The following is a 12,855-nucleotide window of genomic DNA, read 5'->3' on the forward strand; positions in this document are numbered from 1 at the left end:
CTTTAAATTCTATGCCTTAGTAATTACCACCTTAATATCTTCTGGTGCCGCATAATAAGGTGCAGAGGTAATAAATAAATTAATGCCTAACTTGGCATAATCTGCCACATTATTTTTATTCACCCCACCTGCAACAGAAAGCGTAATATTTCTACCTTGTGCTTTGATGAGATCTAAAGCCGCTTTCACGTCTTCAACCGACCATTTATCTAGCTGAATAATATCTGGAGAAGCGATAATCATTTGTTCAAATTGTGCAAAATTGTCTGCTTCAAGGGTAACCTTATTTTCTGGCGCTTCACCCTTCAAGGTTTCCACGATATGTGTCCAGTTATTCGGTTCAGCCAATAAATTACGATGGTTAGTGAAAACCAATAAGGTTTCACTCACGCCTTGACGATGAATATGTCCGCCAGCAGCCAACACTGCATTAGTTGCCAGTTTGCGGGTATTCGGGATACTTTTACGGGTACAAGCCACCACCGCATGCGGGTTAATGGCTTTGGCATTAGCAATCATCTCCGCCGTGTATTGCGCCACGCCACAAGACCATTCCAATACAAGCTGCACCACTTTCCATGCCTGCTGTAATTTATCCGCAGAATCGACCGCACTTAGCAATAAAGCACCGGCTTCAACTGCTTCCCCTTCATTCACATAAACCTGAGGCGTAATGCCTAATTTTTTCAGTAACCGTTCTGCCAACGAAATCCCCGCTACCATTCCGGCATTTTTACGTTTGAATTCAATTTTTGCTGGGACTTTTTCTAGCCCTAATGCGTGCGTGGTTAAGTCACCGCGGTAAATATCTTCCAATAAAAAATCATCGAGTTCTTTGTCTGAGAAATAAATCATAGTTTGTCCTTAAATTAATTGCCCTAAATGTAAATGAATTTGTCTATCCGCTAGAAAATCTGCTTCTTTAGGTTCGTGGGTCACTAATAATGTGGTGAGATTGAAGGCTTTGAGCAAGCTTTTTACGTTTTGCCAAATCTGTTGACGGGTTTGCCAATCCAATGATGAAAATGGCTCATCTAATAGCATCACATCCGGTGGATTGATTAGCGCCCGAGCCAGTGCTGCACGCTGTTGCTCCCCACCCGATAATTGGTGCGGATAACGATCGATCAACGTATCAATGTTCAACAGTGCCAATAAATCAAGTTGCTCCTGTCTAGTGCTCTCTGGTTTCGCTAAACTTAAGTTTCCCCCTACAGTTTTATGAGGGAAAAGATATAAACGTTGATTTAAATAACGACAATGTCTTTCCCAAGAGGCGAGGTTATCCCAAGCACATTGGTTAAAGGTAATAGTGCCTTGATAATCCAAATAACCGGCAATGGCATTGAGAAGCGTAGTTTTTCCGCTGCCAGACTGCCCAACAATCGCCACCGATTCACCGTTTGCAACCGTTAGGCTAATATCCTTTAAAATACCAACCTGTAAATGTTGAATCTGTAACATCCTAAAGTTCCCGATTAAGCACGCGTAATAAAAAAAGTAAACAGGCTGAAATCATTAAAAGCCATAAGGCTGCCCCAATCGCAATTTCAAAATCACCGCTGGAAATATTGAGATATACAGCCACTGGCAAAGTTTCTGTTTTAAAACGGGTAGCACCAGCCAGCATTAAAGTCGCGCCAAATTCACCAATGGCGCGCGCCCAAGCCAAAATTGCGCCACACAGCAAAGGCTTCCAACACATAGGTAGCTCAACTTTAAGCAGGCTTTGCCAAGGTGTTAAACCTAGGTTATAGGCGGCAAGCCGATAACCATCATCAAAATAACTGAAAACTCCACGTGCATTACGCAACATAATTGAGGTGGCAATATAACTTTGCGCCACCACAATTCCAATAGAGCTAAAAATCCAACGACTAATCTCTGGAATCAGCGAACTCAGCCAACCTTGTGAACCGAACAACAAAAGTAGACTTAAACCCGTAACTAAGGGTGGCAAAACCATCGGTAAGTCCAGCACAGTATCAATTAGCTTTTGTAGCGGCAGGCGAATTTGGCTCATCACCCAAGCGGCAGGTAATGCAATTAATAATGCAACAACTAGCGAAAAAAGCGAAGTCCCTAAAGAAAGCATTAAGGCAAAGTGCAGTTCATGATCAAACAACACCTGTTTGAAAAAATGCCAATTTAATTGCCCAATTAAAGCAAGCACCGTTCCCAGTACCGTTAAAAATAACAACATTAAGGGGAGCAGTGCTAACTTTAAACTGATGCTTTTATTTAACCGGTAAGAAGCCTTCATCGGTAAAATATTTCACGCCTTCTGTATGGAAAAAATCAAATAGCTGTTTAGCTTCCGTTGGATGTGCCGAAGATGAAAGTAACGCTAAGGTGACTTTCTCTTGCTGTGTGCCTTGTGGGTTTGGCAAGATTTCTACTTTATCGCGCACTTTCCACGCACCGGAACGACCGACAACCGCGGCATCCACATCTCCATTCAATAGATACATCATCAATTGTTTCACGGTAGCCGCTTTGACAACCACTTTTTCATTCAACGCCTGTTGATAACCAGACAGCTCAAAAATTTTCTCGGCCCCTTTACCTAACGCCATTGCCTTGGCATCGCCGATTCCCAAACGTAAGTTACTTTCGGCAAGATCTTTAAAAGAATGAATATTCACACTTTTATCTTTGCGTACCGCCATTACTGGAATGTGTAAAACCAATGGCTCAACGGCTTTAACTTGATTGTCTTGAGCCAATTTCTCGACATAATCTGCCGAACCGGATAAAAATAAGTCGCCAGTTTTTACTTGGTTATAACGTGCCAAAATTTGACCTGAACCGCCATATTCCACAGTGACCTTATTGCCCGTATTTTGCTCAAATTGTTTTACAATTTTCTCTACCGGCTCTTTTAAACCCGCGCCAGCATAAAGATAAAGATCAGCAGCTTGGCTTGAGAATGTGATCGCCATTAAGGCGGCTAAAGTAGCTAATTTTTTCATTTAAACTCCTTATTTAAATTAAATGGAATATAGCACAATCTTTATATAAATTAAATTATAACGGATTTATACAAACCAATTTATCCTTTTATAAATTGAGATGTTTTTTCAATTCCTGAACTGAAGTGCGGTAAATTCTGGCGAGGTTTTCAAAGGTCATCAGTTCACTTTTTTCGCCTTGCTGGAAACCAAATTCTTGATCGAGCATTGCAATATTTTTGGCTAAATAGACCGCTTGTTGTGGGTTGTGAGTGGTAATCAACAAGGCGATATTTTGATGTTGTAATTGCTTAATTTTTTCCAACACTCGAATTTGGTTACCAAAATCAAGACTGGCTGTTGGTTCGTCCATAATCAACAATTTCGCTTGTTGTGCCATGGCTCGAGCGATAAGCACAAGTTGTTTTTCGCCCCCACTGAGTTCATGGTAATAACGTTTAGCAAGATGGGTTATTTGTAATTCCGCTAAAGCCGAAAAGGCAAGATCTTTATCTTCGGCTCTTGGGGTTTGATACCATTTTAGATATGCAGAACGCCCCATTAACACCATATCTTGCACCAGAAAAGGAAAAAGCTGCGCATGAGCTTGTGGTACATAAGCAATTTCGCGCGCTAATTCGGCGGCAGAATATGTGGCAAGAGGTCGATTTTGAAAGAGAATTTGCCCATTGAGTGCAGGTTGCAACCCAAGCAAAGTTTTTAAGAAAGTGCTTTTCCCAGCCCCATTGGCGCCAAGCAAACAGCAAATTTGCTGAGGTTTTAATGCAAAATTGATCTTGTCTAACAGAGGTTTATTGCCATAACCAATCGTCAGTTGTTGAGTTTCAATTAAATTCATTTTCGCCCTCTCAACAATAAATAGAGGAAAAACGGTGCACCACAAGCAGAGGTTAAAATCCCTATTGGGAGTTCAATGCTCGCAACAGTACGGGCGAGTGTGTCTGTGAGAAGTAAAAAACTCGCACCAAGTAACAACGATGTTGGCAGCAATAAAATGAAATTGGCGCCCACTAATAATCGTGCAATATGGGGCACAAGCAAACCGATCCAGCCAATAATCCCCGTAATGGAGACCGCACTTGCCGTACAAAGCGTAGTGAAAATAATCAAAATATAGCGCGTACGTTGGATAGGAATACCGAGGCTTTTAGCCTCATCTTCTTCTAAAGCGAGCAGATTTAAGCGCCAACGCAATAAGAAAAGTGGCAGAATACCAAGTATTAAAATAGGGGTAAGTTGAGTTAATTCTTTCATACCAACGGCCGTGAAACTGCCTAATAGCCAAAAGGTAATCGAAGGTAATTGGGTGAAAGGATCAGCTAAAATTTTTAACAGTGAAATGCCCGCGCCAAGTAATGAACCGATCGCAATCCCCGAAAGCACTAAGACCAAAATGGGATCTTGATTACGGCTTCTTGATGCGACCATAGAGACACATAGCACCGCCAAGATACCGCCACTAAAGGCAAAAAGCTGCACGTAAAACATCGGTAAGTTGTAGAAAATCGCCAATGACGCACCAAGTCCAGCACCGCTTGAAACACCTAAGATATCAGGAGAAACCAACGGATTTTTAAACATCCCTTGATAAGTCGCGCCTGCGGCGGCTAATGCGGCACCTACTAAACAGGCGACCAAAATACGTGGGGTACGAATATGCCAAAGCACCGTTTCAACGGAAGAAGGCGTTTGACATTTCGTTTCAAATAGACAACGAATCGCTTGTCCAAGTTGAAGGGGAGAAATCGGAAATCGCCCCACATTCAACGAAAGCAAAATGGTGGCGACTAATAAAATCACTAAGGAAGTGAAAAAGAGTTTGGGATTACGTTGAACAAAATACGGCATAACTATTTCACATCATGTAGCAATTGAGTCGCTTGCTCTGGGGTTAATTCAATCTGATAGAACACGTGATAAAACGTTTGCACTTCTTTTGTAAATTCAGTCATAGGTTTACCGCTAACTAAATGCGAGACCCAACGCACCCCAAGCAAACGGTTCACACTAGGTGGCGAATCTAACCAACCAAATGGATTATTCGGGATTAAAAAAACTTGTCCATTTTTGACCGCACTTAACTGTTGCCATTGCGGATTCTCTTTTAAGGTTTGCAAAAACTCTGGGTATTGGCTAAAAATTACATCAGGATTCCATAATAAAAGCTGCTCCATCGAAACCTGCGTAAGCCCTTTATGATTGCCTTCTACCACATTTTTTAAACCCACGATTTCAATGGCTTCTGTATGAATAGAGCCTTTTTGCCCTGTTTGTAGGCCATCTGCACTACGAGCTAAATAGAAGGTTTTGGTCAATTTAGAGGCATTTTCGACCGCTTGTTTAAGGGTTTCTTCGGCATACTTCGCTTGAGGTTCTGTAAGATTTTCTACGCCTAACACTTTCCCTAAATAACGCAAAGTAGTGGGTGTTTCACTGAGTTTGCCGTCTAGCAGCAAATAAGGTACACCCGTTTGCTCAAAAGCCCGTTTAGCTTGGTCGATATAGTTTGGGGTGACATTGCCTACATCAATAATTAAATTCGGTTGCAATGCCACAATTTTCTCTGGCGAGAGCGTACTGCCTTTTCCGGCAATTTTTCCCAAGGTTGGGAGAGATTGTTGTGCTGCAGGAAACAATTTTCCACGTTTTTCCATATTAAATCCCGCCAATCCCGGTAATTTATTGGGCGCACTTGAAAGGAGCAACACGTCAGCCGGATTACCTGCACTTAATACTTTTTCAATTTTAGCTGACGGAGGTAATTCCCCTGCCAAATAAGCGATTTCCTCTGTTGCGAATGCACTGGTTGATAAATAAAACGCGAGTGCAATACCTATCCATTTTTTCATATTCTTCTCTCTTTAGCGGTTTAAAATGAGATGACTTTATTTTAACGCTATATATCTTTTAACATAGCAAATGAAATTTGGTAGAATGTCATCGTTATATTTTTTATTATATAATATTTATTATTCATAGCTAAAGGTGAAAAAATGAAATGGGATGTGATTTATAAGTTTTGCTTGCTTTGCATGCTCATTGCGGGATTGGCTGGCATATTGTTCAGCGGCTTGGGGATCTATTTTCAGTGGCCCATTCAGGGCATCTTTCAGTGGCATTTAGGTTCGGCTTTACTGTTTATTTTGGGCGTGGTTTTGCACTTCTTCAATCGTAAAAATAAAGCGGTCAAAATTGTGCAACAATTTAACGATTTGGTGACACATAATCGCTATCCCACCTATTGCAATTTAGATCGTTTAATCATGACGTTTGAGCACTTTTCAATTCTACAAATTGCAGAGCAACTTCAGCTCACCCCTTCGATTTTACTCACTGAATTAGCTAACGGAAAAATAAACTTCAGCGATTCTAACCGCACTTTACGAGAAAATTTCCCCCATAATGATGAGAAAATTTTCGCCGCGATCACCATTGCATTGAAGTTACGTTTCAACCCCAACCTAAAAGGATGTTCCAATGGAAAAGAAACTGCTTTGCATCGCCATTAGTTTGGCTTGTTTGCCTGCTTATGCCGAGAATGTATTTACTCTTGGTCAAATTGAAGTTATCGGTGAAAAAGCGAGTGATCTCAGCACCGCGCGTATTGATCAAGCTGAATTACAAAAAAATAACCAAGATCGTGTGTCTGATGTAGCAAAAAGCACACCGGGTGTGTTTGTCGAACATGGCGGCGCACGCAACGAATACAACTTACTAGTACGTGGTTTTAATGCTCGCCGGGTACCCGTATTTATGGATGGTATTCCGGTTTATGTCCCTTATGATGGTGAAATGGACTTAGGTCGTTTTACCACCTTTGATTTATCTCGCATTGATATTTCTAAAGGCGCAAGCTCTGTGCTTTATGGCGCAAATACGCTGGGTGGTGCAGTAAATTTAATTTCCAAAAAACCAGCTCAACCTATCGAAGGTTCTATTGGCTATGGCTTTTCACATGGTAAAAGTGGTGGTACAGCAACCAATAAAACAGATTTTGATTTAGGCACTAAACAAGAACGATTTTATGCGCAAGTAAGTGGTTCTTTTATTGAGAAACAAGGCTTACAACTTTCTCATCATTATCAACAAATCAATCCCAAAGGCGATGATGGTGGTCGAGCAGAAAATTCTAAACAACGTGATAAAAAATTAAGTTTGAAAGTCGCTTATACGCCAAATGAGCATGATGAATACGCACTGGCGTTCTCTACACAAAAAGGCACCAAAGAATCACCGTTCTATTCTGGCGCTGATAGTTTTGAACGCTATTGGCGCTGGCCGATGTGGGATAAAGACAGTATCTATTTCCTTTCCCATACTGAATTTGGCGCCCATCATCTCACATTGAACACGAAGGCATTTTATGACACCTTTAAAAATGACCTACATGCTTTTGATGATGCCACATTCAGCACTCAAAAGAAAAAATCAAGCTTTAATAGCTATTATCGTGACTACGCCTATGGGGCTGGCTTTGATTTAGGTGGCGATTTAACCTCCAAAGATCGCTTAAAATTCTCTACCCTCATTAAATATGACGTGCATCGCGAACATAATGATGATGAACCTAGCGCAGTCGATAAAGATCGTACCTACAGCTTTGGTTTAGAAAATACTCATCATTTTAATGAGCAAACCTCTCTGATTACAGGCATCAGCTACGACAAACGTGATTCACACCGTGCAGAGAAATTTGAAAAACAATGTGCATCAACTCACCAAAAAAATGCGATTTGTCCGTTTGATATCGGTAATAAACACGCCTTTAATTATCAAATCAAACTTGCCCATCATTTCTCTGAAAATGATGAATTTGCGCTAAGTTTTGCGAAGAAAACACGTTTTGCCACAATGAAAGAACGTTATTCTCGCCGATTTGGTCGTACTGAACCGAATCCGTTCTTAAGCCCAGAAACCGCTTACCATTACGAAGCTAGTTATATGCATACCTTCGGCGATTGGTTAAGAATGGATAGCGCACTTTTCTATTCTGAAGTGAAAGATGCTATTGAAGAAATCGCGATTAGCAAGAAACTCAATCAATATCAAAATGTGGGTAAAGAAGCCTTTAAAGGTGTTGAATTAGCCGTGAATGTTTTTGCAACCGATAATTTAACGTTAGGGGCAAACTACACCTATACTCACGCAAAAAATAAAACCCAAGATACCATTGCTAAGAATGTGCCAAAACATAAATTCTTTGCATTTGTTGATTGGAAAATGTTACCAAATCTTTCACTTTATGTGAGCCAAGAAGCGGAACATGGCCGTTATTATTTAGATGGCGGTGAAACCGTGAAACTCTCTGGTTTTGGAAACAGCAATGCAAAATTGATCTATGAACCGGTTTCAGGATTAAGTTTAGAAGCAGGGGTATCAAACCTCTTTGATAAAAACTACTACTATCAAGCAGGTTATCCGGAAGAAGGTCGTGTTTATTTCGGCAATATTCGATATAAATTCTAAAATAAAAAACGGGCAACTTGTAAAACAGGTTGCCCGTTGTTTTTATAAAGTTATTAATCTTTCAGCGATTTGATTTTCTCAATCACATTTGTAGTTGAACAGCCATTTTCGAAATTCAATACACGAACGTCACCACCATTCGCCCACACTTCTTTGCTGCCTGCAATCTCTTCAGGTTTATAATCGCCACCTTTTACTAATAAATCCGGTAAAATCTCACCGATTAAACGTTGTGGCGTATCTTCATCAAAAGAGACCACCCAATCCACTGACGCTAAACCAGCTAATACTGCCATACGTGCATTCAGATTGTTAATTGGACGACTTTCACCTTTTAAGCGTTTGACTGAATCATCCGTATTCACGGCAACAATTAAACGATCGCCAAGTTTGCGAGCATTTTCTAAATAAGACACATGGCCAGGGTGAAGAATATCGAAACAACCGTTTGTCATCACAATTTTCTCACCACGTGCTTTAGCATGATCTACGGCAATTTTTAATTGGCTTTCAGACATAATACCGAAACCCGTTTCAGAACGGCCATGGATTGCATTCTCTAACTCCACAGTAGAAACGGTTGATGTACCCAATTTACCGACCACAATACCTGCTGCCACATTGGCTAAATAGCAAGATTCTTCAAAAGAACGACCATCTGCAAGTGCAGTAGCTAAGACACTGATTACCGTATCACCTGCCCCCGTTACATCAAACACTTCTTTGGCAACGGTTGGCAAATGGAAAGGCTCTTGATTTGGACGAAGTAATGTCATGCCTTTTTCAGAACGAGTCACTAAAAGTGCGGTCAATTCAATGTCTGAAATTAATTTTAGGCCCTTTTCAATGATCTCTTCTTCAGAAACACATTTACCCACTACGGCTTCAAACTCAGACATATTTGGCGTCAGTAAAGTCGCACCACGATAACGCTCAAAATCTGTGCCTTTTGGATCGATCAAGACTGGTACGTTTGCTTTGCGTGCAATTTGAATCATTTTTTGCACATCTTTTAACGTGCCTTTACCATAATCAGAAAGCACTAACGCACCAAAGTTTTTCACTTCCGCTTCTAATTTCGCAAGCAACTCATGACATTCAACATTTTGAAAATCTTCTTCAAAATCCAAACGAAGTAATTGTTGGTGACGAGACAAAATACGTAATTTCGTAATGGTTGGGTGAGTATCCAATGCCACAAAATTACAATCAATTTTTTGATGTTGTAATAAATTGGTTAAGGCTGTGCCTGTTTCATCTTGACCAATTAAACCTAAAATTTGCACAGGGACATTAAGAGAAGCAATATTCATTGCCACGTTTGCTGCACCACCTGCACGCTCTTCATTATCTTGTACACGAACCACAGGAACCGGTGCTTCCGGCGAAATACGATTAGTCGCACCAAACCAGTAACGATCAAGCATGACATCGCCTAGCACTAATACTTTTGCTTGATTAAAATTGGCAGAATATTGAGCCATTTTGAAATCTCTCTGTTGGAATAATAAAAATTTGGCGCAATTTTACCACAACTCAAATTTGCGATAAACTACACGCCGAACTAACCAGAAAAGAATTATGAAAAACGAAAAACTCCCTCAATTTCAACCGCACTTTCTAGCCCCAAAATACTGGGGATTTTGGCTTGGTGTGGCGATTTGGCGAAGCCTTTTGTTACTTCCCTATCCAATTCTACGTCATATCGGCAATGGCTTAGGCTGGCTTTTCTCAAAATTAAAAGTGGGAAAACGTCGTGCGGCAATTGCCCGTCGAAATCTTGAGCTCTGCTTCCCTGAAATGCCCGTTCAAGAACGTGAAGGCGTTTTGCAAGAAAACTTACGTGCCGTTGGGATGGCGATTATTGAAACCGGCATAGCATGGTTTTGGTCTGATGCTCGCATCAAAAAATGGTCAAAAATTGAAGGGTTAAATTATTTAAAAGAAAACGCCCAAGACGGCATTATCTTTGTGGGTGTCCATTTCCTTACCCTTGAATTAGGCGCGCGTATTGTGGGCTTACATCATCCTGGCGTAGGCGTTTATCGTCCCAATGACAATCCTGTACTGGATTGGTTACAAATTAAAGGTCGTTTGCGTTCAAACAAAGACATGCTGAATCGAAAAGATCTGCGTGGCATGCTCAAAGCTTTACGTAAAGGTGAAACCATTTGGTATGCGCCCGATCATGATTACGGCCGAAAAAATGCGGTATTTGTGCCTTTCTTTGCAGTAAAAGAAGCCGCAACTACGACAGGCAGTTATTATCTGCTTAAATCTGCACCAAATTGTAAAGTTGTCCCTTTTGCTCCATTGCGTAATAAAGACGGCTCAGGCTATACGGTCAGTATTTCTCCACCAGTGGATTTTTCCGATCTTTCAGATGAAACAGCAATCGCTGCAAGAATGAATAAAGTTGTGGAAAAAGAAATCTTAAAAGGCGTGGAACAATACATGTGGTTACACCGCCGATTTAAAACGCGTCCAACTGAAGATGAACCAAGTTTGTATTCATAAGTGCGGTTGATTTTTCATCTATTTTCGAATACAAAAACGACATATCGAAAAATAAGGAAAATTTCCTTATTTTTTTCTTGATCTTTATATAATAAAATATATAATGAACTCGTTTTAAGGTTTTAGATAGTAAACTTGTGTTATGACATACACACTACTGGCTAGTGCATTCCCCCCACTCCTTTTGCACTAGCCATTTTTTTTTAAATCCCTTACCATATCTCACCCTTTTCTTTTTTCTCAAAAATGATGAACAATCTAAAACTTGAACGTTTACTAAACGAAAAACTTAGCACAGACAGAATCAATGATTACGCCCCTAACGGTTTGCAAGTAGAAGGTAAAGCAGAGATCAAAAAGATCATCACGGGTGTCACCGCAAGCCAAGCTTTGATTGATTATGCCATTGCACAACAAGCTGATGCGGTACTTGTCCACCACGGTTATTTTTGGAAAAGTGAAAATCCGTGCATCCGCGGTATGAAAGGCAAACGCATCAAAACCTTGCTTGTGAATGATATCAATTTATACGGCTACCACTTGCCTTTGGATGTCCACCCAGAATTAGGTAACAACGCAAAACTTGCTCAGTTATTAGGGATTAGCGATCTTCAACCTTTAGAAAATAGCGCAACCAGCATTCCTGTTTGGGGAACGTTAAAAGATCCCGTTACTGCTGAAGAATTTGCGCACCGTATTGAACAAGTGCTTCACCGTAAACCGTTAATTTGCACCGAAAACGGACCGCACTTAATCCGTAAAGTAGGCATTTGTACCGGTGGCGGACAAGGCTATATTGATTTAGCGGCAGCACAAGGTTGTGATGCCTTTATTACGGGCGAAGTTTCGGAGCAAACCATTCACTCTGCTCGTGAGCAAGGTATTCATTTCTTTGCGGCTGGTCACCATGCAACAGAACGCTACGGCATTAAGGCATTAGGTGAATGGCTAGCGGCTGAATATGGCTTGGATGTAGAATTTAAAGATATTGATAATCCGGCCTAACTGGTACAAAGTGTGATTAATTGACGAAAGCACACAAAACAAGTATAATCTTGTCGATTTTTTTAACTCAAACATAGGAAAAAAATATGGGTTTCTTAACTGGTAAACGTATTTTAGTAACAGGTCTTGCAAGCAACCGTTCTATTGCTTACGGGATCGCAAAAGCAATGAAAGAACAAGGCGCTGAACTTGCTTTCACTTATTTAAACGATAAATTACAACCACGCGTAGAAGAATTTGCAAAAGAATTTGGTTCTGACATCGTCCTTCCTTTAGACGTAGCGACCGATGAAAGCATCCAAAACTGCTTTGCAGAATTAAGCAAACGTTGGGAAAAATTTGATGGTTTCGTACACGCTATCGCATTCGCACCAGGCGATCAATTAGATGGTGATTACGTAAACGCAGCAACTCGTGAAGGCTACCGTATCGCTCATGACATCAGTGCATTCAGCTTTGTTGCTATGGCACAAGCGGCACGTCCTTACTTAAATCCAAATGCAGCGTTATTAACCCTTTCTTACTTAGGAGCAGAGCGCGCAATTCCTAACTACAACGTGATGTGTTTAGCGAAAGCGTCTCTTGAAGCGGCAACTCGTGTAATGGCGGCTGATTTAGGTAAAGAAGGTATTCGTGTGAATGCAATCTCTGCAGGTCCAATCCGTACCTTAGCGGCATCAGGTATTAAAAACTTAAAGAAAATGCTTGCTACATTCGAGAAAACCGCAGCATTACGCCGTACAGTTACTATCGAAGATGTGGGTAATTCAGCAGCATTCTTATGCTCTGATTTAGCATCTGGTATTACTGGTGAAATCGTTCACGTAGATGCAGGCTTCAGCATCACCGCAATGGGCGAATTAGGCGAAGAATAATTTTTCGTACAAGCTATTTT

General features: G+C 40.8%; 13 protein-coding genes. 5 read left to right on the plus strand and 8 right to left on the minus strand.

Going from position 1 to position 12,855, the window contains the following annotated elements:
* Positions 1-9 precede the first annotated feature (9 nt).
* The 7 genes from modD to HMPREF3020_RS03160 form a co-directional block, all read right to left on the minus strand.
* Positions 10-855 (minus strand): ModD protein, encoded by an 846-nt coding sequence (modD, locus tag HMPREF3020_RS03130; RefSeq protein WP_070775512.1) that lies wholly within the window; start codon positions 853-855, stop codon positions 10-12.
* Between the two features lie 9 nt (positions 856-864).
* A complete protein-coding gene (locus HMPREF3020_RS03135) occupies positions 865-1,464 on the minus strand; it encodes an ABC transporter ATP-binding protein (RefSeq protein ID WP_070775513.1) in 600 nt (199 codons plus the stop codon).
* A gap of 1 nt (position 1,465) precedes the next feature.
* On the minus strand, positions 1,466-2,263 hold the full coding sequence (locus HMPREF3020_RS03140) for an ABC transporter permease (protein WP_070775514.1): 798 nt from the start codon (positions 2,261-2,263) through the stop codon (positions 1,466-1,468).
* Positions 2,238-2,972 (minus strand): molybdate ABC transporter substrate-binding protein, encoded by a 735-nt coding sequence (gene modA, locus HMPREF3020_RS03145; RefSeq protein WP_070775515.1) that lies wholly within the window; start codon positions 2,970-2,972, stop codon positions 2,238-2,240. Before modA ends, HMPREF3020_RS03140 begins: the two co-directional genes overlap by 26 nt.
* Positions 2,973-3,060: 88 nt before the next feature.
* Entirely contained in the window at positions 3,061-3,810 is a 750-nt protein-coding gene (locus HMPREF3020_RS03150) for an ABC transporter ATP-binding protein (RefSeq protein ID WP_070775516.1), read from the minus strand.
* A complete protein-coding gene (locus HMPREF3020_RS03155) occupies positions 3,807-4,820 on the minus strand; it encodes a FecCD family ABC transporter permease (RefSeq protein WP_070775517.1) in 1,014 nt (337 codons plus the stop codon). Before HMPREF3020_RS03155 ends, HMPREF3020_RS03150 begins: the two co-directional genes overlap by 4 nt.
* A 2-nt stretch (positions 4,821-4,822) precedes the next feature.
* Complete coding sequence (locus HMPREF3020_RS03160) at positions 4,823-5,821, minus strand: iron ABC transporter substrate-binding protein (RefSeq protein WP_070775518.1); 999 nt, start codon at positions 5,819-5,821, stop codon at positions 4,823-4,825.
* A 144-nt stretch (positions 5,822-5,965) separates the two neighbouring features.
* Between HMPREF3020_RS03160 and HMPREF3020_RS03165 the strand changes: the two genes are divergently transcribed.
* Positions 5,966-6,481, plus strand: a complete 516-nt coding sequence (locus HMPREF3020_RS03165) for a hypothetical protein (protein ID WP_070775519.1) — start codon at positions 5,966-5,968, stop codon at positions 6,479-6,481.
* Positions 6,450-8,438, plus strand: coding sequence for a TonB-dependent receptor plug domain-containing protein (locus tag HMPREF3020_RS03170; protein WP_070775520.1), 1,989 nt, complete (start codon positions 6,450-6,452; stop codon positions 8,436-8,438). The genes HMPREF3020_RS03165 and HMPREF3020_RS03170 overlap by 32 nt, the downstream gene beginning before the upstream one ends.
* A 53-nt stretch (positions 8,439-8,491) precedes the next feature.
* On the opposite strand, the gene hldE is transcribed toward HMPREF3020_RS03170, so the two are convergent.
* Positions 8,492-9,922, minus strand: coding sequence for a bifunctional D-glycero-beta-D-manno-heptose-7-phosphate kinase/D-glycero-beta-D-manno-heptose 1-phosphate adenylyltransferase HldE (gene hldE, locus HMPREF3020_RS03175; protein ID WP_070775521.1), 1,431 nt, complete (start codon positions 9,920-9,922; stop codon positions 8,492-8,494).
* Between the two features lie 97 nt (positions 9,923-10,019).
* On the opposite strand from hldE, the gene HMPREF3020_RS03180 reads away from it, so the two are divergent.
* The 3 genes from HMPREF3020_RS03180 to HMPREF3020_RS03190 all read left to right on the plus strand — a co-directional run bounded on the left by HMPREF3020_RS03180 (position 10,020) and on the right by HMPREF3020_RS03190 (position 12,835).
* The gene (locus HMPREF3020_RS03180; protein ID WP_070775522.1) at positions 10,020-10,955 is read left to right on the plus strand and encodes a Kdo(2)-lipid IV(A) acyltransferase; all 936 of its coding nucleotides are present in this window, start codon (positions 10,020-10,022) and stop codon (positions 10,953-10,955) included.
* Between the two features lie 249 nt (positions 10,956-11,204).
* On the plus strand, positions 11,205-11,960 hold the full coding sequence (locus HMPREF3020_RS03185; RefSeq protein WP_070775523.1) for a Nif3-like dinuclear metal center hexameric protein: 756 nt from the start codon (positions 11,205-11,207) through the stop codon (positions 11,958-11,960).
* Between the two features lie 86 nt (positions 11,961-12,046).
* Entirely contained in the window at positions 12,047-12,835 is a 789-nt protein-coding gene (locus tag HMPREF3020_RS03190) for an SDR family oxidoreductase (protein WP_005635869.1), read from the plus strand.
* The last annotated feature ends 20 nt before the right edge of the window (positions 12,836-12,855 follow it).

The organism is Haemophilus sp. HMSC068C11, assembly GCF_001815355.1.
In the GTDB taxonomy this organism is placed as follows: domain Bacteria; phylum Pseudomonadota; class Gammaproteobacteria; order Enterobacterales; family Pasteurellaceae; genus Haemophilus_D.

Coding starts and splice junctions, on each gene's coding strand:
- HMPREF3020_RS03165 (WP_070775519.1), top strand. CDS start 5,966: ATGAAATGGGATGTGATTTATAAGTTTTGCTTGCTTTGCATGCTCATT.
- modD (WP_070775512.1), bottom strand. CDS start 855: ATGATTTATTTCTCAGACAAAGAACTCGATGATTTTTTATTGGAAGAT.
- HMPREF3020_RS03170 (WP_070775520.1), top strand. CDS start 6,450: ATGGAAAAGAAACTGCTTTGCATCGCCATTAGTTTGGCTTGTTTGCCT.
- HMPREF3020_RS03185 (WP_070775523.1), top strand. CDS start 11,205: ATGAACAATCTAAAACTTGAACGTTTACTAAACGAAAAACTTAGCACA.
- HMPREF3020_RS03140 (WP_070775514.1), bottom strand. CDS start 2,263: ATGAAGGCTTCTTACCGGTTAAATAAAAGCATCAGTTTAAAGTTAGCA.
- HMPREF3020_RS03150 (WP_070775516.1), bottom strand. CDS start 3,810: ATGAATTTAATTGAAACTCAACAACTGACGATTGGTTATGGCAATAAA.
- HMPREF3020_RS03155 (WP_070775517.1), bottom strand. CDS start 4,820: ATGCCGTATTTTGTTCAACGTAATCCCAAACTCTTTTTCACTTCCTTA.
- HMPREF3020_RS03160 (WP_070775518.1), bottom strand. CDS start 5,821: ATGAAAAAATGGATAGGTATTGCACTCGCGTTTTATTTATCAACCAGT.
- HMPREF3020_RS03180 (WP_070775522.1), top strand. CDS start 10,020: ATGAAAAACGAAAAACTCCCTCAATTTCAACCGCACTTTCTAGCCCCA.
- modA (WP_070775515.1), bottom strand. CDS start 2,972: ATGAAAAAATTAGCTACTTTAGCCGCCTTAATGGCGATCACATTCTCA.
- hldE (WP_070775521.1), bottom strand. CDS start 9,922: ATGGCTCAATATTCTGCCAATTTTAATCAAGCAAAAGTATTAGTGCTA.
- HMPREF3020_RS03190 (WP_005635869.1), top strand. CDS start 12,047: ATGGGTTTCTTAACTGGTAAACGTATTTTAGTAACAGGTCTTGCAAGC.
- HMPREF3020_RS03135 (WP_070775513.1), bottom strand. CDS start 1,464: ATGTTACAGATTCAACATTTACAGGTTGGTATTTTAAAGGATATTAGC.